A 24,242-nucleotide genomic window follows, 5' to 3' on the forward strand; every position below is an offset into this window, starting at 1 on the left:
CCATCGGGCGGGCGGAGGTGTTAGCCATGGCTGGCCGCATCCTGGACGGGCCGCGCCGCCGGCGCCATGGCTTCCGTCGAGGATGCGGCCGCCAGTTCCTCGGGCGTGGCCGCGATCCGGTGCCGCACCAGCCAGGCCGAAAGGCCGGGCGAGGCGGTCAGGACGCAGAGCGGGATGGCAAGGACCGGTCCCGCCAGGAAGGGGGCGGCCAGGAGCAGCGCGGGGGCGGAGACCGCCGCGAGCGCGGCCGTGGCGGCGAGGCCGAACAGGGTATGGGGCAGAAGCAGCCGGGCCGCGTCCGCCCAGGCGACGCCGCGCTCCGCCCGGTTCTGCGGCGCCCATCCATCGCGCGCGCCGAGGGCGAGGCGGCCGAGGGCGAGGCTCTTGTTGATGAGGCTCACCGGCTCGGTGAGAAGGGAGAAGAGGATCTCCGCCGCCGCCCCGCGCAACACGGCGGCGCGGCCGCCATAGGGTGCGGCGCGGTCCGGCCGGGCGAGCAGTTCCGCGAAGCCGCAGAGCTTCGGGGCGGCGTTGCCGAGCCAGGTGGTGAGGACCAGGGCGGCGAGGGGCCCCATCGGTGTCGCCGCCCCGCCCCCGGTCAGGGCATTGCCGATCCCGGCCGGCAGCATCCCCCACCAGAGCGGCGCGCAGAGGAAGAGGAGCATCGCCTGTGCCATCTGCCATCGCCCCATGGGTCGCAGCCCCGGGCGGAGGATGAGGTGGCGGTACTGCATGTTCCCCGCGCCCCAGCGCACGTCACGCGCGAGGAATTCGGGAAGGGCAGGCGGATTGCCCTCCAGGCTGCCCTCCTCCGCGGGCAGGCAGCGGACGCGCCAGCCGGCGGCGTGCAGCCGCACCGCCTCCACCTGGTCGTGCGAGAGGATGGCGCTGCCGTCGGGCAGCGGGGCGAGCCGCGCGTGGTCGCGGAAGGGAGCGATGCGGAGGACCGCGTTGTGGCCCCAGTAGGGCCCGTCGTCGAGCTGCCACCAGCCCTGCCCGGTGGCCCAGGCGCGCATCCCCGCGCGCATGCCGAACTGGAAGAGTCGCGGGAAAGCGCGCGGCGCCGGCCGGCCGACGATGAGCTGCTGGAGGAGGGCGAGGCACGGGTCCGCCCGCATGGCGTGGACGAGGCGCAGCACGGCGGAGGCGGACATCTCCGAATCCGCGTCCAGCATGAGCGCGAGGTCGTGGTCCTCCGCGTGGTGGTCGAGGAAGTCCATGACGTTACCGGCCTTGAAGCCCGCATTGTCGGCCCGGCGGCGGTGGCGGACGGGAATGCCGCCCGGTGGGCGCGCGACGGCGAAGCCGGCGATGGCCGCATCCTCGGCCGCGGCATGGAGGGGGTCGCGCGTGTCGGAGAGGAACCAGAGGGTGAAGCGGCCGGCCTCGCCCGCGGCTTCAAGCCCGTCCAGCAGGCGGGCGAGCGGGGGAAGCACGGCCTCCATCGCCTCGTTGCGGATGCAGACGGCGATGGCGGTGCGCAGCGGCGGCCCCGGGGGCCATGCCACCTGCGGCACCACGAAGGCGGGCGGGTCCGGCCTCGCCAGCAGGATCAGCAATCCGATGAGGGCATTGGCCACGCAGATCGCCGTCCAGGGCAGGGTGCCGAGATAGAGCGCCGCGATCGCTACCTCCCACCCCGTCCAGCCGCCCGGCGACAGCACGTGCCAGAGCAGTCCGGCCAGGGGCAGGGCGACGGCGAGGCAGAGGAGAAGGAAGAGGGCGCGCCGGGGAATGGGCCGCTCGTCCGCGGGATCGAACAGATTCACGGCACCATTGTGCACCCGTGGCATGGCGGAAGCGTGGCGGGGCCGGTAGCATGGAGTCGAGGCATGCGTCCGGCCGCGTGCATCCCGACCATGCGCCGGCCAGCCGCCCCGGCTTTTGGGACCGACCGGGTTCCAAGGCACGGGCTTGTGTCAGGATGGGCGGCCGCACCGGGTTGGGGCGGTCCGGGCGCATCACTAACATAAGGGAATGAGGGCTTGCTGTCGGGAATGGGCGATGCTGGGGGCTGATCGGGCAGGACGGCCGTTCCTTTCCGCGGGTCGCGCCGGTCATCGTGCGCCGCGGCCTGCCGTCCAGGGGTGAGGTTGGCGCGTTCCACCAGGATGAGTGTTCTTTCCCGCCGTTCCCGGCCGGTCGATCTGCTGGCACAGCCTGCCATGACGCCGCCCGACGCCGCCGATTCCTATTGCGCCCAGGAACCGATCCACATCCCCGGCGCGATCCAGCCGCACGGGGTTCTGCTGGTGGCCGACCCGTCGCGGGGCCTGCGGATCGTGGCGGCGAGCGAGAACGCGGGGCGCCTCTCGGGGGACACGGCCTCGAACACGCTTCTCGGCCTCTCCGTGGAGCGGGTTCTCGGGGCGGGCTTCGCGGAGACGCTTGCAGGCCTCGCCGCCAGTGGGGAGCTGCCGGGGGAGACGCCCTGGGAGACCGGCCTGGCCCTGCCCGGCGGCGCTTTCGAGGCGGCCTGCCACACCCAGGACGGCATGGTGCTGATCGAGCTGGAGCCGGTGGCCCCGCGGGACGAGGAGGAGGCGCTGGCCGCCGCCCGCGCCCTGCAGCGTGCCATCGCCCGGCTGCGCGCGGCCGGCGACAACATGGCAAATCTTGCCCGCGTGGCGGCGGAGGGCATCCGCCAGCTCACGGGCTACGAGCGCGTGCTCATCTACCGCTTCGACCAGGACTGGCACGGCCAGACCCTCGTCGAGGACAAGGTGGCGGATTGGGAGCAGTCGCTGGACGGGCTGCACTTCCCCGCCTCCGACATTCCGGCCCAGGCGCGGGAGCTCTATCGCCGCAGCCTCATCCGCTGGGTGCCCTCGCGCGATGCCTCCCCGGTGCCGCTGCACCGCGACCCCTCCTGGGAGGCGGAGGAGGCACCGGCGCGGCCGATCGACCTCTCCTTCTCCCGGCTGCGCAGCCTCTCGCCGGTGCACCTGCAGTATCACCGCAACATGGGCGTGGACGGCTCCATGTCCCTCTCGATCCTGCATGAGGGGCAGCTCTGGGGGTTGATGGTGTGCCACCACCGGCAGCCGCACCGGCCCTCCCCGGGCCAGCGGGCGGCGGCGGCGGCGCTGACGGACGCCTTCGCCCTGCGGGTCGGCAGCGCGGAGTGGGTGGGCGCGGAGGACGCGCGCCGCGCCGACGCCGCCCGCCTGTCCGAGCTGATCGCCCATATGGCGGAGGCCGAGGATGTCAGCTCCGCCCTGACCGCCGGCTCGGTCACCATCGCCTCCCTCTTCGGCTGCACGGGCGCGGCCGTGGTGCGCGGGGCGGGCGTGGAGCTGCTCGGCGCCGCGCCGCCGGACGACGACGTGCGGCGCCTGGCCGCCTGGCTGCGGCGGCAGGACGCCGAGGAGATCTTCCACACCGACCACCTGGCCGCCGCCTATCCCGAATGGGCGCCGCACGCGGCGGTGGCGAGCGGGGTGCTCGCGGTTTTCCTCGGCGCCGACCGGGAGGACCTGATCCTCTGGTTCCGGGCCGAGGAGCCCTCTCTCGTCAGCTGGGGCGGCAACCCGCACAAGGCGATGGACGGCAGCGGTGATTCCATCCTCCCGCGCCAGTCCTTCGACCGCTGGGTGGAGGAGCGGCACGGCTATGCCCGGCCCTGGGCGCGGTGGGAGCTGGAGATCGCGGCGACGTTGCGCCACGCGATCACCGAGGTGGTCATCCGCAGCCTGACCCGCATCGCCGAGCTGAACGACCGGCTGCGCCAGAGCCAGAAGATGGAGGCGGTGGGCCAGCTCACGGGCGGGATCGCGCACGACTTCAACAACCTCCTCGCCGGCATCGTCGGCAGCCTCGAGATGCTGCGCGCGCGCGTCGCGCAGGGGCGGGTGGGGGAGCTGGACCGCTATCTCGGGGCGGCGCTGGGCTCGGCCAACCGCGCGGCGGCGCTGACGCACCGGCTGCTCGCCTTCTCGCGCCGGCAAACGCTGGACCCGCGGCCGACCGACGTGAACCGGCTGGTCGCCTCCATGGAGGAGTTGATCCGCCGCACCGTGAGCCCCGAGATCCATGTCGAGACGGTGATGGCGGGCGGGCTCTGGACCACGCTTTGCGACGCGAACCAGCTCGAGAACGCGCTGCTCAACCTCGCGATCAACGCGCGTGACGCCATGCCCGATGGCGGGCGGCTGACGATCGAGGCGGTGAACGCGCGGCTCGACGACGCCTATGCGCGGCGGCACCACGACGTGGCGCCGGGCCAGTATGTCGCGATCTCCGTGACGGATACGGGCGCGGGGATGCCGCCCGCCATCGTGGCGCGCGCCTTCGAGCCCTTCTTCACGACGAAGCCGCTCGGCCAGGGAACGGGGCTCGGGCTTTCCATGGTCTACGGCTTCGCCCAGCAGTCCAACGGCTATGTCCGTATCTACAGCGAGGCGGGGGAGGGCACGACGGTCCGCCTCTACCTGCCGCGCTGCACGCAGGAGGCGGCGGCCGATCCCGAGGCGCAGGAGGCCGCCCCCGCCGCGACGCCGGTGCAGGGCGGCACCGTGCTCGTGGTGGACGACGAGGCGGTGGTGCGGATGCTCGTCTGCGAGGTGCTGCGCGACCTCGGCTACGGCGTTGTGGAGGCGAAGGACGGCGCGCAGGCGATCCGCGCCCTGGACACCATGCCGCGCATCGACCTGATGGTGACCGATGTGGGCCTGCCCGGCGGGATGAACGGGCGGCAGCTGGCCGATGCCATGCGCGAGCGCCGGCCGGGGATGAAGGTGCTCTTCATCACCGGCTATGCCGAGAATGCGGCGGTCGGGAACGGGCTGCTGGCGCCGGGGATGCAGGTGATGACGAAGCCCTTCGCCATGGATGTCCTGGCCGCCAAGATCCGGGCGATGCTGTGAAGGCTGGGGGGTCGTTGCGCGACCTGCTGCGCGATGGGACGCGGGCGGAGCACGAGCGGCTGGATTCCGGGCTAGACCTGACCGCGCCGGGTATGACCGCCGGGCGCTACCGCTGCGTGCTGGAGCGCTTCCACGGCTTCTGGGCCGGCTGGGAGCCGCGCGTGGCGGCGGAGCTGGGGGACGAGGGGCTGCTGGCCCCGCGCCGCCGGCTGCACCTGCTGCGGGACGACCTGCGCGCCTTGGGCGCCGAGCCGGAGGGGCTTCCCGCCTGCCCGCCGCCGCCGATCCATGGCCGCGCGGAGGCGATGGGGTCGCTCTACGTCATGGAGGGATCGACGCTCGGCGGGCGCGTGATCCTCAAGCGGCTGGACGGGCTCGGCCTGCCGCCCGGGAGCTGCCGTTACTTCGCGGGCTATGGCGAGGGCACGGGCGCGATGTGGACGCTCTTCCTGCAGCGGCTGGAGGCCGAGGAGGACGCGGCGGCGGTTATTCGTGGTGCCCGGGCCACCTTCGCGACGCTAGGCGACTGGATGCTGGGCGCGGCCTGAGCGGCCGCGCCCAGCGAGGGGTGGCTCAGCCGACGCCGAGCAGCTCCACGTCGAAGACGAGGGTGGCGTTGGGCGGGATGACGCCGCCGGCGCCGCGGGCGCCGTAGCCCATCTCCGGCGGGATGGTCAGGGTGCGCTGGCCGCCGACCTTCATGCCGGCCACGCCCTCGTCCCAGCCGCGGATCACCTGGCCGGCGCCGAGGAGGAAGGCGAAGGGGTCGCCGCGGTCGCGCGAGCTGTCGAACTTGCGGCCCTTCTTGTCGGCGGCCGACGCATCGAAGAGCCAGCCGGTGTAGTGCACCGTGACCCTCTTGCCGGCCACGGCCTCGGCGCCCGTGCCCTGCTTCCGTTCCTCGATCATGCGCCCTGTTCCTTGTGTGGGAGGCGCGGTTCTAGTCGGGCGTGGCGGTCCCGCCAAATGACGAGGGCGCGGGGCGCCGCGCTCAGCCCATCCCGAGAAGGCCGTAGATGCGCTTCACATAGGTGCCGAAGCCCTCGGTCGTCTTGATGTCGAGGCCGCGCTCGGCCGGGAGGTCGATGCTGAAGTAGTCGGCCATGCGTGCGGGGCCCGCGGTCAGCACGGCGCAGCGCGCGCCGAGGAAGACGGCCTCCTGGATGGAATGGGTGACGAAGAGGATCGTCTTCCCGCTCTCTCGCCAGATGCGCAGCATCTCAAGGTTCATGCGCTCGCGTGTCAGGGCGTCGAGCGCGCCGAAGGGCTCGTCCATCAGGATCAGCTTCGGGTCGTGCACCAGGGCGCGCGCGATGGCCGCCCGCTGCTGCATGCCGCCCGAGAGCTGGTAGGGGTAATTCCCCTCGAAGCCGCGCAGCCCGACCATGTCGAGGAGGTGCTGCGCGCGCTCCCGCGCCTCGCGCCTGGGAAGGCCAAGGATTTCGGCGGGGAGGGTCACGTTCTCGAGGATGGTGCGCCACTTCAGCAGCAACGCCTGCTGGAAGACCATGCCCACGTCGCGGCCGGGCACGAAGCCCGAGGCGGCGTTGCCGATGCGTACGGTGCCGCCATCCGCCTCGTGCAGGCCGGCGAGGATCTTCAGTACCGTCGTCTTGCCGCAGCCCGAGGGGCCGACGAGCGAGACGAGGTCGCCTTCCTCCACCGCCATGGTCACGTCGGAGACGGCGACGAAATCCTGGCCGCCGGTGCGGTAGGTCTTGCGGACGTTCTCGAGGCGGATCAGCGGCTCGGTCACGACAGCCAGCGCTCCAGGTTCCTCGCGACGAAGGCGTCGTCGGAGAATTCGGGATAGAGGCGGCAGACGCGGTCGATCGCCTCCGCCTGGCCGGGGCTCAGCCCCTCCGCGGGGTTGAGGCACCAGGTGCCCTCCAGCAAGCCCTGGCGGCGGAGGATCTCGTGACAGCCGGCGATGCAGCCGTGGAAGTTGTTGGCGACATCGAAGAAGGCCGCGTTGCAGTCGGTGACGGCGGAGTCGAGCGCCAGGATCTCGGGCGGGAGGGGGCCGGCCGCGACGGCCGCCTTCAGCCGCTCCAGCAGTTGTACCGCGCCGCGCGTCCAGACCGACCAGTGGCCGAGCAGGCCGCCCCGGAAGCGGACGGTGACCGGCACGCCGTCGCGCTTCACGGTGAAGGGCGTGACGAGGTCGAGCACGATGTGGTCGTCGTTGCCGGTGTAGAGGGTCACGCGATCCTCCGCGCCGGCCTCCACCAGGCCGCGCACCACGTCGAGGGTGCGGTAGCGGTTGAAAGGGGCGACCTTCACGGCGACGACGTTGTCGATCTTGCAGAAGGCGCGCCAGAACTCGGCGTCCAGCGACACGCCGCCGACGGCGGGCTGGAGGTAGAAGCCGATGAGTGGGATTTCCTCTGCCACGCGGCGGCAGTGGTCGAGCACCGCCTCGGGGGCTGCGCCCTTCATCGCGGCGAGGCTCAGCAGGCCCGCGTGGTAGCCGGTGCCGACGGCGGTGCGCGCCTCCTCCACCGCCTGGGCGGTGGGGCCGGCGAGGCCCGCCACCATGACGAGCGGTCGGTCCGTCCAGGCGCGGGCGCTTTCCATCGCCGCTTCCAGCACGGGGCGGTAGAGGCCGGCTTCGCGGATCTCGAACTGCGTGGTGTGCACGCCGACCGCGAGGCCGCCCGCGCCCGCGTCGAGGTAGTAGCGCGTCAGCGCCCGCTGGCGGCGCGCGTCGAAGCGGCGCCCTGCGTCCAATGCCAGCGGATGGGCGGGAATGGCGACGCCCTGGCGAAGCAGCCGCAGCGTCTCGGGGGGCAGGTCGGCGCGGTGCAGGGGCATCGGGTTCCTCGTCTCAGCCCAGTTCCGGCCCGGCCACGACGAAGAGGCGGGCGGGATCGCCGAAGGGCTCGGCCCGGTCCAGGGCCATACGGTTGTAGGGACGCTCGGGCGTGAAGCCACGCGCGCGCAGATGGGCGGCGAGGCCGGTCCAGCGGTCGGCGAGGTCAAGCAGGACGGGACCCTGCGCCGCGGCGAGGGCGGCATCGAGCAGCCGCGCGGCGTCCGCTTCGCTCTCCGCGACCAGCGGGCCAATTTGCAGGGCCGCGCGGCCGGGGCGGGCGAGGACGAAGCCGTTGCCGTTATCGAGCGTGAAGGCGTTGGCCGGGGCGCGGCGCAGCAGTTCGGCCAGGAGGAAGTGGCGATCCGCGCCGAAGGCCGCAGCGTCGAGGGCTGCGGGCAGGTCCGCGCGGAGGGCGCGGGTTCCGTGCGGGGCATCGCCGCCGCTCAACCCGCGCCAGCGCGTGAGCCCGAACTGCGTGCGGAAGCCGAGCGGGCGGTAGATGCGCTCGCCCGCGGGGGTGGCGTCCAGCACCGGGCAGAGCCCGTCGCCGCGCAGTGCCTCGATGCAGCGGTGCAGGATGCGTGTGCCGAGGCCGCGCCCGCGCATGGACGCTGCGACGAGCACCATGCTGACCCAGCCGAAGCCGCCGGAGGGGTAGGGCAGCACCGCGCCGCTCGCGACCAGCCGCCCGCCCTCCTCGATGCCGAAGACGGTGCCGTGGCGGAAAAAGATGTTCCAGTCCTCGGCGGACTGGTTCCAGCCGGCCCCTTCGGAGAGCGCGAGGCAGCCGGCCATGTCGGCCGGCGTCAGCCCCGCGGTGGTGAGCGCCTCAGTAGGCACCGTCCCGCACCTCGAAATGGGTGGGCTTGCCTAGGCTCTTGCCGCCGCGCGCGACCCAGTCAGCCACCCAGTCGATCATGCGGGCGAGCGGGACGACGGGATAGCCGAAGAGCCGTGCCGCCTCGGCCGCGTTGTTCAGCCAGGCGGTCGGCGCCTCCTCGCCGGTGATCACGGGGGCTTTCCCCAGCCGCTCGCCGAAGGCCCTCGCCAGCCAGCGCACCGGGATCGTCTCGGGCCCCGTGACGTTGAGCGGCGCGGAGGGGACGGTCGCCTGGCGCAGGCAGCGCAGCGCCTGGGCGTTGGCGTCACCCTGCCAGATGACGTTCACATGCCCCATGGTGACGTCCACCGCCTCACCGTCGCGCACCTTGCAGGCGACGTCGAACAGCACGCCGTAGCGGAGGTCGATCGCGTAGTTGAGGCGGAACAGCCGGCCCGGCGTGTCGTGGACGGCGGAGAGGTGCTGCAGCAGCCGCTCCCGCCCGATGCAGGAGAAGGCGTACTCGCCGGGCGGGTTGAGCGGGCTGCTCTCGGTGGAGCCGCCCTGCGTGACGGGCACGAAGGGATAGACGCACCCCGTGGAGAAGGCGACGATCCGCGAGCCGCGGAACGCCTCGCCCACGAGGGCCGGCACGAGGGTGTTCATCGCCCAGGTCAGCGACTGGTCGCCCGAGGCGCCGAACTTCCGCCCGGCCATCAGGATGACGTTGCGGGCGCGGGGCAGGCCTTCCAGCGCGGCGCGGTCCAGCAGGTCGCAGGCGATGGTCTCGACGCCGTGCCGCTCCAGCCCCTCGCGCAGCCCCGCCTCGCTGAAGCGCGCGACGCCGATGATGCGCTTGCCGGGCGCCGCGTTGCGCGCCAGCCGCGCGAGGGTGGGGCCCATCTTGCCGCCGACGCCGAGCACCATGATGTCGCCGTCGAGCGCCGCGAGGTCCGCCGCCAGCGCACGGCTCGGGCGGGAGAGGAAGGCGTCCAGCGCCTCGGCGTCCTCGAAGCGGTCGGGGAGGTCGGCGGGGTCCAGCCAGTCGGCGGCCGCCGCGTCCTTGGGGGCTGCGGACATGGCGTCTATCCCTTTCTCGCGTCCCGCGGGACGAAGCGGTGCTCCAGCCCGAGCACGACGAGATAGAGCGCGAGGCCGAGCAGGGTGAGGAGGATGACGGCCATGAACATGGCCGCCGTGTCGAGCGAGGTCTGCACCTGGATCATGAGGTAGGCGAGGCCGCGCTCGGAGGCGACGAATTCGCCTACCACCGCGCCGGCGACGGCGAGGATGGCGGCGACCTTCATGCCCGAGAAGATGTAGGGCAGCGAACCCGGCAACTGGATGTAGCGGAAGACCTGCCAGCGCGATCCCTTCAGCGAGTGGACGAGGTCGAGCAGGTCCGGCTCCACCTCCTGCAGGCCGCGCACGGTGGTCAGCAGGATCGGGAAGAAGCAGAGGCTGAAGGTGATGAGCATGTTGGTGGCGATGCCGTAGCTCATCCACACGATCATGATGGGGCCGAGCGCCACCTTCGGGATCATGTTGAGCGTGACGAGCAGCGGAAAGACGAGCAGCGCCAGCGCGCGCGACCAGCTGAAGACGAGGGCGAGCGCGACGCCCAGGACCACCGCCAGCACGTAGCCGCCGCCGATCTCCGCCGCGGTGACGAGCGTGTTGGAGACCCAGGCGTTGGTCGGCACCGCCAGCGTGGCGAGGACGGCGCTCGGGGCCGGGAGGATGAAGGCCGGCAGCTTCGTGGCGCGGACGAGGACTTCCCAGAGCAGGACGGCCGCGACGTGGACGAGGGCGATGACCGCCCAGCGGCGCCGCGTGGCGCGGGTGGCCTCGGCGGCGCGCGGATCGGCCCCCGGCTGGGTGCCTGGGATGGCGGAGATGTCGGTGCTCGCCTCCGCGACCATTCAGGACCCTTCCGTGGGACGATCTTGCCCCGCGGACGCTAGAGGAGCGGCCTCGCGCGTGTCAACCAACCGGTTGACAAAGGATCACGGCCGCAGGGCCGAGAGGGTGAAGTCGATCACATGCCGCCGCCGCCGGCCGATCGCCGCCTTCGTGCCCAGGCGCGCGCCGAAGATCGCGGAGAGCGTGCGGTTGTTCGAGAAGTAGAAGTAGGAGAGGCCGGCAATCGAGATATAGACATCGACCGGGTCGAGGTCGCCGCGGAACACGCCCTCGGCCGCGCCGCGCGTCAGCGTCTCCCCCAGCAGGCCGATGAGGGGCGAGTGCATACGGCGCAGCCCCGGCGAGGCCCGCACGTGGCGCGCCGCGTGCTGGTTCTCGTCGTTCAGCAGCGCCACGAATTCCGGATGGGCCGCAAGGTAGTCGAAGGAGAATCCCACCAGCCGCTCCATCGCCTGGAGCGGCGCGAGGTCGGCCAGTTGCAGCGCCCGCTCCTGCGCGCGGATCTCGGCGTAGACCGCCTCCAGCGCGGCGGCGTAAAGGTCCTCCTTCGTGCCGAAGTGGTGGTAGACGAGCTGCTTGTTCACGCCCGCGCGCGCCGCGATCTCGTCCACCCGCGCGCCGGCGAGGCCCTTCTCCGCGAACTCGCCGATGGCGGCGGCGAGCAGCGCGCGCCGGGTGCTTTCCGGATCGCGCCGCCCGCGCGGGCGTTCGGCGGGGGCGGGCGGGCGGGGCATGGCGAGGGGCCTCCATACCAACCATCTGGTTGATTGTTGTTGCGGCACGTGATGGGCGCCGATAGGCTTTTCGCGACGCCGCCCGGCCGTGGTCCGGGCCGCCCCTCGATAAGCGGAGATGCCTCGCATGACCAGGGACCGTTCCGTCCTCCCTCGCCGCGGAATGCTCCTCGCGGGGCTGGCCGCGCCCTTCGTGATCCCGCGCGCCGCGCGGGCGGCCGAGCGGGTGACCTTCGTGCTCAACTGGACCGCGGCGGCCGACCACTGCCCCTATTACCTCGCGAAGGCGCAGGGCTGGTACGAGAAGGCGGGGCTCGACGTGACGATCGAGGCGGGGCGCGGCTCCGGCGCCTCGGCCCAGCGCGTGGCGGCGGGCACGGCGCAACTCGGCATCGCCGACATGCCGACCGCGCTGCTGGCGCGCAGCCGCGGCGGCAACCTCGCGGCGGTCATGACCGTCTACGCGAACTCGCCGCAGACCTTCTACTGGCTCCGCAGCAGCGGCATCTCCGGCCCGCGCGACTTTCCCGGCCGTTCCGTCGGGAACCCGCCGGGCGATGCCGCGCGCATCATGTGGCCGGTCTTCGCGCGTCGCGTCGGGATCGACCCGGCCTCCGTGCGCTTCGTCAACATCGCGCCGCCCGCGAAGATCCCCTCGCTCAAGAGCAAGGTGATCGACATCACCACCGACTTCTGGAACGAGCACGACCTGAAGGCGCGCGAGTTCGGCGCCGATCTCGGCTTCCAGCGCTGGAGCGACCTCGGGCTCAACTCCTACGGCAACTCCATCATCGCGAATGGCGACGTGCTGGCGAAGCAGCCCGACCTGGTGCGCAGCTTCGTGCGGGTTTCCCAGCGAGCCTTCGCCGCCACGGTGGCCGATCCGCAGCCGGCGCTGCGCGCGCTCTTCGCCGCCGTCTCGGGTCTCGACGACTGGACGCAGCAGCGGCAGTGGGAGCGCGTGAAGGAGTTGATGCGCGACCCGACGACGACCTCCGTCGCGCTCGGCGCCTTCGATGCCGCGCGGATGCGCGCCGACTACGACCTCATCCAGAGCCAGTTCGAGGGCGCTCAGCCCTTCGACCTGGACAAGGCCTATACGAACGCCTTCCTCGACACGGGCACCAAGATGGCGGCGGCCTGAGGGCTAGAGCCCCAGCAGGTCCAGGGTGCGCGCCACCACGCGCGCCTCGTCATAGCGGGCGAGCGCGCGGGCTCGTGCCGCCTCGCCCATGCGGCGGCGCAGCGCCGCGTCGGCGGTAAGCTGGTTGAGCGCCGCGGCCAGCGGGGCGACGGTGGCCGGCGGCACCAGCAGACCGGTCTCGCCGGGCACCACCTGCTCGCGCGGGCCGCTGATATCGGTGGCGACAACGGGCAGGCCGGTCAGCATTGCCTCGATGACGGACATCGGCAGGCCCTCGAAATGGCTGGGCAGGCAGAAGATGTCGGAGGCGGCGAGGACGCGCTCCGTGTCGTGGCGGTAGCCGAGACGGCGCAGGCGCGGGCCGAGGGTTTCGACGGCGCGGGCGAAGTCCGGCTCCACATTGCCGCCGTGGTCGGTCGTGAGGCGTTCGCCCACGACCCAGAGGCTGGCGTTGGGCACGGCCTCCATAGCGCGCAGCAGCTCGGGGTATCCCTTGTGGCGCACGAGGCGGGAAACGGCGGTGACGACCACGTCGTCCGGCGACACGCCCAGCTCAGCCCGCACTTCCGCGCGGGCAACGGGGTCGGGGCGGAAGCGGGCGGGGTCGCGGCCGTTCAGGGCGGCGGTGGCGTGGCGGTGGATGCGGAGGCGCCGGGCGTCGCCCGCCTCCTCCTCGCTGACGGTCAGGAAGGTGTCGGTCAGCCGGCCGCCGAACCATTCCATCGCGAGGGAGAGGCCGCGGCGCCAGAGCGGGCCGGGCTGGTTGAAGAGGAAGCCGTGCACCGTGTAGGCGGTGCGGGGCACCCCCTCCAGCCGCGCGGCCACGCGGGCGAGGAGGCCCGCAATGGGGAAATGGGCGTGCACGAGGTCCGGCCGGTGCTCGCGGATGACCTGCCGCAGCGAGCGCAGCGCCGCGAGGTTCGCGCGCGGCGAGAGGCTGCGCGAGAAGGGCACGGGGAGGACGGTGAAGCCCTCCGCCCGCACGATTTCCAGCAGCGGCCCCTCGGCGCAGGCGGCCAGTACCTCGTGCCCGCGCGCCCGGGCACCACGCATCAGCGGCAGGATGAAGTGGCGCAGCGAGAAATCGACATTGGCGATGAAGAGGACGCGCACGGCGCCGCCTAGCCCCGCCTGAAGCGGGCGACGAAGAAGCCGTCCATGCCGCCCCGCTCGCCCCAGAGGTCCGGGCGGGTGCGGAGGGCACCGGCGGGGGTGATGGCCTCCTCCAGGCCCGGCACCTCCTCCGCCCGCACGGGGTCGGGGGTGAGGCCGAGGGCGGCGAGGCGGGCGAGATGCGCCTCCCCCTCCTCCGGCTGGAGGGAGCAGGTGGCGACCACCAGCCGTCCGCCCGGGGCCACAAGCCCGGCCGCCGCCTCGATCAGCGCGGCCTGGGTGGCGGCGAGCTTCGGCACGTCGCGCGGGCGGCGGAGATGGGCCACCTCCGGGTGGCGGCGGATGGTGCCGGTCGCGGTGCAGGGGGCGTCGAGCAGCACGGCGCCAAAGCTGCCACGCCGCTCGGCCGCCCAGGGGATGACGTCGGCTACCGCTACCTCGGCCGTCATCTTCAGCCGGGCCAGGTTCTCGCGCAGGCGCTCGGCGCGGCGCTCCTCCTTCTCCACCGCCGTGACCGCGGCGCCGGCGGCGACGAGCTGCGCGGTCTTCCCGCCCGGCGCGGCACAGAGATCGGCTACCCGCTCCCCCGGCATTGCCGCCAGCAGGCGTGCGGGCAGGCTGGCGGCGGCGTCCTGCGCCCAGAAGCCGCCCTCGGCGAAGCCGGGGATCTCGGTGATGCGCGTGCCGGGCGCGAGGCGCGCGGTGCCGTTGGGCAGGAGTTCCGCCCCCTCCGGTGGCGCGCTGCCGGGGACGAGAGAGAGGTCGAGCGGCGCAGGACGGGTATGGGCCTCCGCGATCGCGCGCACCTTCGGGCCGTAGGCCGCGTGCCAGGCGGACCACAGCCAGGCGGGGGTGTCGAGGCGCGCCGCGTCCAATGCTTCCAGCGCGGCCGGGCCCTCGGCCGCGACCTTGCGAAGCACGGCGTTCACCAGCCCGGCGAAGGGCTTCGGCGCGAGGGAGACGGCGGTGGCGACCGCCGCGTGCGGGGGGGTGCCGAGCAGCAGCAGCTCCGCCGCACCGATCCGGAGCGCCTGAAGCGCGGGCGGCGAGGGTTCCCGCCGGAGATAGGGTTCCAGCACCGCGTCGATGCTGCCGAGGCGCCGCAGCACCGCGGCCGCGATCCGATGCGCCGCCGCCCGGTCGCGCGGCTGGATGTGGCCGGGTAGGGCATCCAGCGCCTCCTCCAGTCCCCGGCGGCGCTCGAGCACGGCGGAGAGAAGGGAGAAGGCGGCGGAACGGGTGGGATTGGCGGGCATCGCGGAGGCGATTGACGCATTTCGCGCCCGCTGTGCAGCCCCCTTTCGCGCCGCCCTGCCATGGGCGGCGGGGCGCCCTCAGCCCTCCCGCGCGCGGGCCCGGAAGAGAAGCGTGAGGCCCGTCAGGGTCATCGCCCCGCCCGCGAGGTCGGCCCAGCCGAGCACCTCGCCCAGGGCCGCCCAGCCAATCAGGGTCGCGACCGGGGGCGCCAGCAACTGCAGCGCCGCCGCGGTGGAGGGCGGGAAGCGCCGGAGGAGCACGAAGAGCAGCGCGTAGCCGCCCACGCCCACCACCGTGACGCTGTAGGCGAGGGAGAGCCAGACCGGCAGGCTGGCCGAGGTGGGCGGCGCGCCCTCCATCACCACGGCGAGCACGAGCAGCAGCGCCGCGCTGACGAGGCTCTGCCCGGCGGTGGCGGACCAGAGGTCCACCCGGCCGCGCGCGGGCGCGAAGGCCAGCAGCCCCGCGGCCTGGCTGGCGGCGCCGAGCAGCGCGAGGCCGACGCCCAGCGCTTCGCCGGGGTTGCCGAGGTGCCCGCCGATCCGCGCGCCCCCGAGCAGCGCGACCCCGCCCCAGCCGAGCGCGAGCCCAAGCCAGGCCATGGGGGAGGGGCGACGGCCGAAGAACACCACCTCTCCCAGGGCGACCATGAGCGGGGTGGCCGCCGTGATCAGCGCGACGAGGCCGGAGGGGATGAGCGACATCGCCCACCAGGAAAAGGCGAGGTAGCCGCCCGTTCCGAGCAGCCCCATGACCACCACGCGCCCGAGATCCGCCCGGCCCGGCCAGCGCGAGCGCGTGGCCCAGGCAAGGCCGAGGAGGAGGGGGGCGGTGACGATGAAGCGGAGGGCGAGGGCCCAGAAAGGCGGCCATTCCAGCACCACCACCCGCGCCGCGTTGAAGGCCGATCCCCAGATCAGCACGAAGGCGACGGCCAGCGCGGCGGAACGCCACGCCTCACCACGGCCGGTCATCTCGTCATCCTGGTCAGCGCTCCCGCATCGGTGGCCCGGAGCAGGCGGCGCAAGAGGCAGCACGCCAGGACCGGCAGCTCCCCGTGCCGCGGCAGGAGAAGCCAGGGCGGGATTTGCGTCGAAACGCCGCCGGCGGGAACCGGCATTTTCTCGGTGCGGCCATGCCCGGGCGGGGAGCCGGGATGGCCCGCGGCGCCCTTCACGGGGCCGCGGGCCAGCCGCCCCCGGGCCTCAGCCGAAGAGGAAGTCCTCGGCGCCGAGCGACTGGAGCGACAGGTTCGAGATGGTCACCGTGTCGCTCCCGGAAAGGCTGATCAGCACGTTCTCGCCGATCTGCGTGCTCGCCGCCATGACCTGCGCGAAGCTGGAGAAGATGCCGGCCTGGAACGCGATGATGTCCCTGTTCCCGGCCGCCTGGCCGAAATCATGGATCACGTCCGCACCCGAGCCCGGGGCGAAGACGAAGCGGTCGTTCCCGGCTTCCCCGTAGAAGTCGTCGCTGCCGGCACCGCCGGCGAGCACGTCATCCCCGCTTCCGCCGACGAGGATGTCGCTGCCATCACCGCCCACGAGGATGTCGTTGCCGCCGTCGCCGCGGAGGTGATCGTTCCCCGCCTCGCCCCACATGAAGTCGTCGTCATCGCCGCCGAAGGCGAGATCGCTGCCGTCGCCGCCGAACAGGGTGTCGCTGCCGGTGTCGCCCACGAGGGTGTCGTCGCCGCCGTCGCCGCGGAGGTAATCGTTCCCCGCCTCGCCCAGGAGGAGGTCGCCGTCGGCGCCGCCGAAGGCGAGGTCGTCGCCCTCGCCGCCGGCCAGGGTGTCGCTGCCCGCCTCGCCCCAGAGGATATCGCTGTCGTCGCCACCGAAGGCGAGGTCGTTGTCGTCGCCGCCCACCAGGGTATCGGCACCGGCGGCGCCGATGAGGGTGTCGTCGCCGGCATCGCCGCGAAGATGGTCGCTGCCCGCCTCGCCCCAGAGGATATCGCTGTCGTTGCCGCCGAAGGCGAGGTCGTCACCGTCGCCGCCCACGAGGATGTCGCCGCCGGCGTCGCCCACGAGGACGTCGTTGCCGGCATCGCCGCGGAGGTGGTCGTTGCCCGCCATTCCCCAGAGGACGTCGCTGTCGTCGCCACCGAAGGCGAGGTCGTTGCCGTCGCCGCCGAGGATGCCGTCGTTGCCGCCTTCGCCGACGAGTACGTCGTCGCCGTTGTCGCCGCTGAGGAAGTCGTTCCCCGCGCCGGCAAACAGCGTGTCGCTGGCGTCGCCGCCGGAGAGCAGGTTGGCCCCGGCGTCGCCCACCAGCACGTCCGCGAAGGCGGAGCCGGCGAGGTTCTCGATGCCTGTCAGCGTGTCGCCCTGCGCGTCGCCGCCGGTGCCCGTGCCGGAAGCGAGGTCCACCACCACCCCGGCCGAGGAGGCGCTGTAGTCGGCGGTGTCGGTGCCGAGGCCGCCGTCCAGCGCATCGGCGCCCGCGCCGCCGGAGAGCAGGTTGGCCCCGGCGTCGCCCGTGAGCGCGTCCGCGAAGGCGGAGCCGGTGAGGTTCTCGATGCCCGTCAGCGTGTCGCCCTGCGCGTCGCCGCCGCTGCTCGTGCCGAGCGTGAGATTCACCGTCACGCCGGCCGAGGAGCCGGTATAGGCGGCGGTGTCGATGCCCGAGCCGCCGTCCAGCGCATCGGCGCCCGCGCCGCCGAGCAGCGTGTCGTCGCCGCCATCGCCGGCCAGCGTGTCGTTGCCGCCGGCACCCGACAGGATGTTGGCCCCGGCGTCGCCCGTGAGCATGTCCGTGAAGGCGGAGCCGGTGAGGTTCTCGATGCCCGTCAGCGTGTCGCCCTGCGCGTCGCCATCGCTGACTGCGCCCAGCGCGAGGTCCACCGTCACCCCGGCCGAAGAGGCGCTGTAGTCGGCGGTGTCGGTGCCGAGGCCGCCGTCCAGCGCATCGGCGCCCACGCCGCCGGCCAGCGTGTCGTTGCCGTCGCCGCCGGAGAGCGTGTCGTTGCCCGCATAGCCGCGCAGGACGTCGTTGCCGGATCCGGCCCGCAGCTCGTCGCCCAGGGCGCCGCCGCCCATCAGCAGCGTGCCGGTTCCCGCGGAGAGATCGAAGCTGACGCTGATCAGGGAGGGCTGCGCGAAGCCAGTGGTGTCGAGCGACAGGGGCCGCGTGCTGGAGTCCGCGGGAAGGATGTAGACGAACCTATCCACGGACCGGAAGAGTTCGTTGCTGACCACATCGGCCAGGTCGCCGATCGACAGGCTGTCCGAGAGGTTGATCGTGTTGGCGATGGGGACGCCGCCATTGACCAGATCGCCGCCGCTCAGCGCGTCGTAGTCGCTGCCTACGGTGTATCGGAAGCTTCCCGCCATGGGTCGTTTTGTCCTCTCGCCGCCTGCCGGACGCGAACGGGCGCCTCTCGCGTCACCGTTCCGCCTGGGGATGGTTTAGGGTCGAAAGGTGAACGAATGGTCTCCCGCGGCGCGTTCTCTGCGGCTTCGTTCAATCGGTCGGCGCTGCCTGGGTGGGCCACGGTCCCCAAGCACATTTGCCGCGGCCGCGCTCGGGGCGCGACCGCGGGTTTCCCGCTGATCCATGGGTTCGGGCGTGGCAGAGGTGGCCTGGCTACCCCGCGCCGCCTTCTTCCTGTCCCTCCCGCTGTCAGGCCCGGCGAAGGGCCGCGGCGGTCCGCCGCCGCGAGAAGCGCGGGGCAGTCCAGCAACGCGCCGCCGGTGCGCCGGCCACCGGGGGAAGGGGCCGCCGCCGGACGTCCTTCGCACGTTCCACATGGGCGTGCCGGACCGCAGGGCTGGTCAGCGATTCCTCGGTGGCAAAAAGGTCGAAGCTGATGCTGAGGGTGGACCCGGCCTCCTCGAATCCTTCGGCCAAGCAGGCGTCGGCGCTGGTGGATGGAAAGGCATCCGCGAAGCTCATGCCGAGGCTGACGCCCTCCTGGGACCAGGAGGCGAGTGGTCTGTCCGGGATCGGTTCGGTCGTCGAGCAGGCGATGAGCGCGGTTGTTCCAGTCATGGTCGTTTTGTCCTTTGCCTGGTCGGGCCTGGGCTGGCGGGCGCTCGCGCGCCTTCGCTGCTCCACCGGAACATTAAGAGGCCAAAGGTTAACGATCTGCTTCGGTTCGGCGTGTTCCTTACGCAACATCTGGCAGCGTCGTGGCCCGGGCCGCCCCCTCGCGCTGGCGCGGGGCACGAAAGGCGGCGCGCTGTGCCCTCGCTGCTCTCTTGGCGCGCTGCCAACATGTGTTAACCAGTCGGCCGTTTCCCCGGGGCCCTTCGATGTCCGTCATCTTTCCGCCGGTCGACCTCCAGCGCCTCGCCGCGGGGGAGCCGCGCACCAGCGGCAACGTGACTGCCTTGCCGCTCGGGATCGAGGGGCCGCTGCTGCTCGGCCTCCGGCGAATCGGGGATCTGCGCGGCTACTTCATGGAGACCTATAGCGAGCGGGACTTCCGCGCGGTGGGGGTGGACGCGCGCTTCGTGCAGGACAATCAATCCCTGTCGGCCCGGGTCGGCACGCTGCGCGGCCTGCATTTCCAGACGCCGCCTCACGCCCAGGCGAAGCTCGTGCGGGTGGTGCGCGGCGCTGTGCTCGATGTCGCCGTGGATATCCGACGCGACTCCCCGGGCTTCGGGCGCCACGTCGCCTGCCACCTGACGGCGGACGGGGCCGAGCAGCTCTACATCCCCGCCGGCTTCGCCCATGGCTTCGTCACCCTCGCGCCCGATACGGAGGTCGCCTACAAGGTGAGCGACCTCTACGCGCCGGAATGCGACCGCGGCATCGCCTGGGACGATCCGGACCTTGGCCTGCCCTGGCCCGAGCTGCCGGGCGGCCCGATCCTCTCCGCCAAGGACAGGAACCACCCCCGGCTGCGTGACCTTCCGCCCCTCTTCTGACACAAGGTTCCCTGACAGAAGGCCCCTGCCTGCCTTCCGACAAGGTCCGAGACCCCCATCATGCGCGTGATCGTCACCGGCGGCGCCGGCTTCATCGGCTCGGCCCTTGTCCGTCACCTCGTGCTCGACCTCGGCCACGAGGTGCTGGTGGTGGACAAGCTCACCTATGCCGGCGACCCACGCACGGTCGCGGCCTGCGAGGGGCGGCCCGGATTCGCGCTGCTCCGCGCCGACATCCTCGACGCCGCGGCGATGCGCGCGGCCTTCGCGGACTACGCGCCCGATGCCGTCATGCATCTGGCGGCCGAGAGCCACGTGGACCGCTCCATCGCCTCCGCCGCGCCCTTCGTGCAGACGAACGTGATGGGCACCTTCGTGCTGCTGGAGGCGGCGCGGGAGCTGCTGGCGGGCTACGGCGCAGAGCGGCGCGCGGCGTTCCGCTTCCTCCATGTCTCGACCGACGAGGTCTTCGGCTCCCTCGGCCCGACCGGCGCCTTCACGGAGACGACGCCCTATGACCCGCGCTCCCCCTATTCCGCGAGCAAGGCGGGGTCGGACCACCTGGCGCGGGCCTGGCACGAGACCTACGGGCTGCCGACCATCGTCACGAACTGCTCGAACAACTACGGGCCCTACCACTTCCCGGAGAAGCTGATCCCGCTCGTCACCCTCAACGCGCTGGAGGGGCTGCCGCTCCCTGTCTATGGCGACGGCGGCAACATCCGTGACTGGCTTTTCGTCGAGGACCATGTGCGCGCCCTCGTCGCCGCCGTGACCCGCGGCGTGCCGGGCGAGACCTACAACATCGGCGGGCGGGCGGAGCGCACGAACCTGGAGGTGGTGCGCGCCATCTGCGACACGCTGGACCGGCTGCGGCCCGCGGCCAGCCCGCGGCGCGACCTCATCACCTTCGTGCCCGACCGGCCCGGACACGACCGGCGCTACGCCATCGATCCCGCCAAGGCGGAGCGCGAGCTCGGCTGGCGATCCTCCGTCACCTTCGAGGAGGGGATCGCGCGCACCGTCGCCTGGTATCTCGAGAACGAGGCCTGGTGGCGGCCGCTGCGGGAGGGTGTCTATCGCGGCGAGCGGCTCGGCCTGCTGCCGGCCTCGCCGGAAGCCGTGCCAGGGAATGGCCGGGGCGCCGCCTGATGCGCGTTCTCGTCGCCGGGCGCCGCGGGCAGCTCGCGACCGCGCTGATCGAGCGCCTGCCGCGCGACGGCCACGAGGTGGTCGCGCTCGGCCGGCCCGATCTCGACCTGACGGAGCGCGACTCGATCCTGCGGGCGATCGAGGCCAACAGTCCGGACGCCGTGGTCAACGCCGCCGCCTATACGGCGGTGGACCGCGCTGAGGAGGATCGCGACCTCGCCTTCGCGGTGAACACGATCGGCCCCGCGATGCTCGCCGCCGCCTGCGCCGGGCGCGACCTGCCCTTCCTCCACATCTCGACGGACTATGTTTTCCCAGGCGAGGGCGGCGCGCCCTACGACGAGGAGGCCGAACCCGCGCCGCTCGGTACCTATGGTGCCTCCAAGCTCGCGGGGGAGCGCGCGGCGATGGCGGCCAATCCCCGCACCGCCGTCATCCGCACCGCCTGGCTCTGCGGGCCGGAAGGGTCGAACTTCGTGAAGACGATGCTTCGCCTGGGCGAGGAGCGGGAGACGGTCTCGGTGGTGGCGGACCAGAAGGGCGCCCCGACCTTCGCCGCCGACCTCGCGGCCGCCATCGCGCTGATGCTGCCCCGGCTGGTCGCGGCGCCGGCGGGCGATGCGGGCTTCGGCGTCTTCCACCTCACCGGCGCGCCCCACACCACCTGGCACGGCTTCGCCGAGGCGATCTTCGAGGGTGCGGCCGCGCGCGGGCGGAAGGTGCCGCGGCTTTCCGCGATCACCACGGCCGAATACCCCACGCCCGCCCGACGGCCGCCCGATGGGCGCCTGAATTGCGGGCGCATCCTTCAGGTGCACGGCATCCGACCCGCCGACTGGCGCGAATCCCTCGCGCGCTGCCTCGACGAGCTGATCGGGCCCATCACGAAGGATCAGGCATGACGGCCAACCCGACCGGCCCGTCCACGGCGACGAAAGGCATCCTCCTCGCCGGTGGCAGCGGCACGCGGCTCTACCCGGCGACGATCGCCGTCTCGAAGCAGCTCCTGCCGGTCTACGACAAGCCGATGATCTACTACCCGCTCTCGGTGCTCATGCTGGCGGACATCCGGGACATCCTGGTGATCTCCACGCCGCACGACCTGCCGCTGTTCCGCCGGCTGCTCGGCAGCGGGGAGCAATGGGGGATCCGCATCACCTATGCCGAGCAGCCGCGGCCCGACGGCCTCGCCCAGGCCTTCATCCTCGGCGAGGAGTTCCTCGCCGGCTCACCCTCGGCCCTCGTGCTCGGCGACAACATCTATCACGGCTACGAGCTGGACGACCGCCTCGCGGAGGCGCGGGTAGACGACCACGGCGCCTCTGTCTTCGCCTATCGGGTGGCAGACCCGGAGCGCTACGGCGTGGTGGAGTTCGACGAGGCCTTCCGCGCGCTCTCGCTGGAGGAAAAGCCTGTCAAGCCACGCTCCAACTGGGCGGTCACGGGCCTCTACTTCTACGACGGCCGCGCGCCGGCCCTCTCGCGCACGCTCAAGCCCTCGCCGCGCGGTGAACTCGAGATTACCGACCTCAACCGCCTCTACCTGGAAGAGGGATCACTCCGCGTGATCCGTCTCGGCCGCGGCTACGCCTGGCTCGACACGGGCACCCATGACAGCCTGCTGGAAGCCGGCGAATACGTGCGTGCTATCGAGAAACGTACCGGCACGAAGGTGGCGGCGCCCGAGGAAGTCGCCTGGCGCCGCGGCTTCATCGACGACGACGCCCTCCGCGCGCTGGCTGTGAAACAGAGCAAGAGCGGGTACGGGGCCTATCTCGAAGGGCTGGTGGCGCGGGGGTGAGCGCCTGCGGCCCCGGAGAGGGCGCTGCCCTCTCCGGACCTCACCCGCCAAGGGCCTGAGGCCCCTGGACCCCCATCTGGCTGTCGCGGATGCGGTGATTGAAAGCCGGCTCTTTCCCGGTGCCTCTCCTGCGCGTGCAGTCGCCTCGGGTCCATGACCCGAGGCGCACCTGTCGTCCAGACATCCAAACTTGAAGAAAAAGATGATGGAGAGGGGGCCGGGGAGAGGAAGAATTCTTTCTTCCTCTCCCCGGAGTCACAAGCTCAGGCCAACCCCGGTCCGTGCCCGTAGGATTCCTCGGGCGTCGCATGTTCCTCAGCGACGCCGCCATTCGGTTGCAGTTCGGCCGCGCCGCGGCGGGCGAGGGCGGCTTCGAGGGTGTTTTCCAGCAGGCAGGCAATGGTCATTGGCCCGACGCCGCCGGGAACGGGGGTGATCCAGCCCGCGCGCTCCCGGGCGGCCTCGAACTCCACATCGCCGGCCAGCTTGCCGTCGGCGCGGCGGTTGATGCCGACATCGATGACCACGGCGCCGGGGGCGATCCAATCGCCGCGCACTACGGCCTCGCGGCCGACGGCGGCGACGAGGATCTCGGCCCGGCGGCATTCCTCCGCGACGTCGCGGGAGCGGGAGTGGAGGACCGTGACGGTCGCGTCGGCCGCGAGGAGCAGGGCGGCCATGGGGCGGCCGACGATGGCACTGCGGCCGAGTACCACCGCGCGGGCGCCGGAGAGGGCGATGCCCGTTTCGGCGAGGAGGTGCATGACGCCCTTGGGGGTGCAGGGCACGAGGCCGGGCAGGCCCGCGGCCAGGCGGCCGGCGTTGACGGGGTGGAAGCCGTCCACGTCCTTGGCGGGGTCCACCGCCTCCAGCACGCGCTGGGGGTCGATGTGCTTGGGAAGCGGGAGCTGGACGAGGATGCCGTCTACGGCCGGGTCCGCGTTCAGGCGGCGGATGGTGGCCAGCAGCTCGGCCTCGGCCACCGTCTCGGGCAGGAGGATGGTCTCGCTGTCGAAGCCGGCTTCCTTCGCCGCGCGGTCCTTGTTGCGGACGTAGACGACGCTGGCGGGGTCGTCGCCGACGCGGACGACGCGGAGGCCGGGGCGGAAGCCGAGCTCGGCCACGCGCTCTCCGAGGACGGCGCGGAGCCCCGCCCCGATCGCCTTGCCGTCGAGCAGCCGCGCCGTCACGTCAGGCGCCCAGCCGCCAGAGGGCGGGGAAGACGGTGACGTTGAGGAAGATGCGCAGCGCCTGGAGGAGCAGGATGAGCACGAGCGGCGAGAGGTCCACGCCGCCGAGGTCGGGCAGGAAGCGGCGGATCGGCCGGAGCGCCGGCTCCGTCACCCGCCAGAGGAAGTCGCCCACCGACCAAACGAAGCGGTTGCGAGTGTCGAGCACGTTGAAGGCGGTCAGCATGCTGAACACCGCCGCAATGATCAGCACCCAGACATAGAGGCCGATCACCTGATCGATCAGCCAGAAGATCGCTGTCATCCCGCCGTCCTCGAATCCAATCCGGCGCTGTGTATGGCCCGGCGTGGGGCCCGTCCAGCCGGGCGGTGACAGGAATGGCACGAGAGCGCTTGACGCCGCGGGGATGGCGGGGAATAAGCCCGCCTCACGCACCGGATCCCAACCCTGGTGCGGTGGGACGTGTGGGGCTGTAGCTCAGTTGGGAGAGCGCGTCGTTCGCAATGACGAGGCCAGGGGTTCGATTCCCCTCAGCTCCACCACCCCCTCC

21 protein-coding genes, 1 tRNA gene and 1 pseudogene are annotated in these 24,242 nt (G+C 72.4%); 8 read left to right on the top strand and 15 right to left on the bottom strand.

Annotated features, from left to right (window positions below; all coding sequences use genetic code 11):
* Positions 1 to 20 precede the first annotated feature (20 nt).
* Positions 21 to 1,769, bottom strand: coding sequence for a glucans biosynthesis glucosyltransferase MdoH (mdoH, locus tag BO39_RS10480; protein ID WP_245615089.1), 1,749 nt, complete (start codon positions 1,767 to 1,769; stop codon positions 21 to 23).
* 396 nt (positions 1,770 to 2,165) lie between these two features.
* Here mdoH and BO39_RS29830 point away from each other — a divergent pair, with 396 nt between their 5' ends.
* Complete coding sequence (locus BO39_RS29830; protein WP_052401904.1) at positions 2,166 to 4,865, top strand: response regulator; 2,700 nt, start codon at positions 2,166 to 2,168, stop codon at positions 4,863 to 4,865.
* 14 nt (positions 4,866 to 4,879) lie between these two features.
* Positions 4,880 to 5,413, top strand: coding sequence for a biliverdin-producing heme oxygenase (locus BO39_RS32540; RefSeq protein WP_052401905.1), 534 nt, complete (start codon positions 4,880 to 4,882; stop codon positions 5,411 to 5,413).
* Positions 5,414 to 5,438: 25 nt separating this feature from the next.
* Here the strand turns inward: BO39_RS32540 and BO39_RS10495 are convergent, their stop codons facing one another.
* The 7 genes from BO39_RS10495 to BO39_RS10525 form a co-directional block, all read right to left on the bottom strand.
* Positions 5,439 to 5,774: an FKBP-type peptidyl-prolyl cis-trans isomerase gene (locus BO39_RS10495; protein ID WP_043832725.1), complete on the bottom strand. Its 336-nt coding sequence runs from the start codon at positions 5,772 to 5,774 to the stop codon at positions 5,439 to 5,441.
* Between the two features lie 82 nt (positions 5,775 to 5,856).
* Positions 5,857 to 6,621 (bottom strand): ABC transporter ATP-binding protein, encoded by a 765-nt coding sequence (locus tag BO39_RS10500; protein ID WP_245615090.1) that lies wholly within the window; start codon positions 6,619 to 6,621, stop codon positions 5,857 to 5,859.
* A complete protein-coding gene (locus BO39_RS10505; protein WP_156963636.1) occupies positions 6,618 to 7,679 on the bottom strand; it encodes a dihydrodipicolinate synthase family protein in 1,062 nt (353 codons plus the stop codon). The genes BO39_RS10500 and BO39_RS10505 overlap by 4 nt, the downstream gene beginning before the upstream one ends.
* A gap of 13 nt (positions 7,680 to 7,692) precedes the next feature.
* Entirely contained in the window at positions 7,693 to 8,520 is an 828-nt protein-coding gene (locus tag BO39_RS10510; RefSeq protein ID WP_245615091.1) for a GNAT family N-acetyltransferase, read from the bottom strand.
* Positions 8,510 to 9,580 (bottom strand): NAD-dependent epimerase/dehydratase family protein, encoded by a 1,071-nt coding sequence (locus BO39_RS10515; protein ID WP_043832728.1) that lies wholly within the window; start codon positions 9,578 to 9,580, stop codon positions 8,510 to 8,512. The genes BO39_RS10510 and BO39_RS10515 overlap by 11 nt, the downstream gene beginning before the upstream one ends.
* 5 nt (positions 9,581 to 9,585) lie before the next feature.
* Positions 9,586 to 10,422 carry an ABC transporter permease gene (locus BO39_RS10520; RefSeq protein WP_084698019.1) on the bottom strand — a complete coding sequence of 279 codons (837 nt, stop codon included), beginning with the start codon at positions 10,420 to 10,422 and terminating at the stop codon, positions 9,586 to 9,588.
* A gap of 84 nt (positions 10,423 to 10,506) precedes the next feature.
* Positions 10,507 to 11,157, bottom strand: coding sequence for a TetR/AcrR family transcriptional regulator (locus tag BO39_RS10525; RefSeq protein ID WP_043832729.1), 651 nt, complete (start codon positions 11,155 to 11,157; stop codon positions 10,507 to 10,509).
* Between the two features lie 127 nt (positions 11,158 to 11,284).
* Between BO39_RS10525 and BO39_RS10530 the strand changes: the two genes are divergently transcribed.
* Positions 11,285 to 12,301, top strand: a complete 1,017-nt coding sequence (locus tag BO39_RS10530; protein ID WP_043832731.1) for an ABC transporter substrate-binding protein — start codon at positions 11,285 to 11,287, stop codon at positions 12,299 to 12,301.
* A 3-nt stretch (positions 12,302 to 12,304) separates the two neighbouring features.
* On the opposite strand, the gene BO39_RS10535 is transcribed toward BO39_RS10530, so the two are convergent.
* The 5 genes from BO39_RS10535 to BO39_RS10555 form a co-directional block, all read right to left on the bottom strand.
* Positions 12,305 to 13,414, bottom strand: coding sequence for a glycosyltransferase family 4 protein (locus BO39_RS10535; protein WP_043832733.1), 1,110 nt, complete (start codon positions 13,412 to 13,414; stop codon positions 12,305 to 12,307).
* An 8-nt stretch (positions 13,415 to 13,422) separates the two neighbouring features.
* Positions 13,423 to 14,670 carry an RsmB/NOP family class I SAM-dependent RNA methyltransferase gene (locus BO39_RS10540; protein ID WP_043832736.1) on the bottom strand — a complete coding sequence of 416 codons (1,248 nt, stop codon included), beginning with the start codon at positions 14,668 to 14,670 and terminating at the stop codon, positions 13,423 to 13,425.
* A 78-nt stretch (positions 14,671 to 14,748) separates the two neighbouring features.
* On the bottom strand, positions 14,749 to 15,645 hold the full coding sequence (locus BO39_RS10545; RefSeq protein ID WP_043832738.1) for a DMT family transporter: 897 nt from the start codon (positions 15,643 to 15,645) through the stop codon (positions 14,749 to 14,751).
* A gap of 231 nt (positions 15,646 to 15,876) precedes the next feature.
* Complete coding sequence (locus tag BO39_RS10550) at positions 15,877 to 18,006, bottom strand: calcium-binding protein (RefSeq protein WP_052401907.1); 2,130 nt, start codon at positions 18,004 to 18,006, stop codon at positions 15,877 to 15,879.
* A gap of 289 nt (positions 18,007 to 18,295) precedes the next feature.
* Complete coding sequence (locus BO39_RS10555; protein ID WP_043832740.1) at positions 18,296 to 18,664, bottom strand: hypothetical protein; 369 nt, start codon at positions 18,662 to 18,664, stop codon at positions 18,296 to 18,298.
* A gap of 263 nt (positions 18,665 to 18,927) precedes the next feature.
* Here BO39_RS10555 and rfbC point away from each other — a divergent pair, with 263 nt between their 5' ends.
* Genes rfbC through rfbA form a run of 4 tightly spaced genes read left to right on the top strand, consistent with a single transcriptional unit; the run spans position 18,928 to position 22,501 of the window.
* On the top strand, positions 18,928 to 19,548 hold the full coding sequence (gene rfbC / locus BO39_RS10560; protein WP_156963638.1) for a dTDP-4-dehydrorhamnose 3,5-epimerase: 621 nt from the start codon (positions 18,928 to 18,930) through the stop codon (positions 19,546 to 19,548).
* A 60-nt stretch (positions 19,549 to 19,608) separates the two neighbouring features.
* A complete protein-coding gene (gene rfbB / locus BO39_RS10565) occupies positions 19,609 to 20,700 on the top strand; it encodes a dTDP-glucose 4,6-dehydratase (protein ID WP_043832742.1) in 1,092 nt (363 codons plus the stop codon).
* Entirely contained in the window at positions 20,700 to 21,602 is a 903-nt protein-coding gene (gene rfbD / locus BO39_RS10570) for a dTDP-4-dehydrorhamnose reductase (protein ID WP_043832744.1), read from the top strand. The genes rfbB and rfbD overlap by 1 nt, the downstream gene beginning before the upstream one ends.
* Positions 21,599 to 22,501 (top strand): glucose-1-phosphate thymidylyltransferase RfbA, encoded by a 903-nt coding sequence (gene rfbA / locus BO39_RS10575; RefSeq protein WP_052401908.1) that lies wholly within the window; start codon positions 21,599 to 21,601, stop codon positions 22,499 to 22,501. Before rfbD ends, rfbA begins: the two co-directional genes overlap by 4 nt.
* A 353-nt stretch (positions 22,502 to 22,854) precedes the next feature.
* Here rfbA and folD read toward each other — a convergent pair.
* Together folD and BO39_RS10585 are read right to left on the bottom strand one after the other, a co-directional pair.
* Positions 22,855 to 23,691: pseudogene (gene folD, locus BO39_RS10580) on the bottom strand (bifunctional methylenetetrahydrofolate dehydrogenase/methenyltetrahydrofolate cyclohydrolase FolD); the annotation flags it as partial.
* 1 nt (position 23,692) lies between these two features.
* Positions 23,693 to 23,995, bottom strand: coding sequence for a YggT family protein (locus tag BO39_RS10585; RefSeq protein WP_043832746.1), 303 nt, complete (start codon positions 23,993 to 23,995; stop codon positions 23,693 to 23,695).
* Positions 23,996 to 24,158: 163 nt separating this feature from the next.
* Between BO39_RS10585 and BO39_RS10590 the strand changes: the two genes are divergently transcribed.
* A tRNA-Ala gene (locus BO39_RS10590) sits at positions 24,159 to 24,234 on the top strand.
* The last annotated feature ends 8 nt before the right edge of the window (positions 24,235 to 24,242 follow it).

The organism is Roseomonas aerilata DSM 19363 (assembly GCF_000711725.1).
GTDB lineage: Bacteria > Pseudomonadota > Alphaproteobacteria > Acetobacterales > Acetobacteraceae > Roseomonas > Roseomonas aerilata.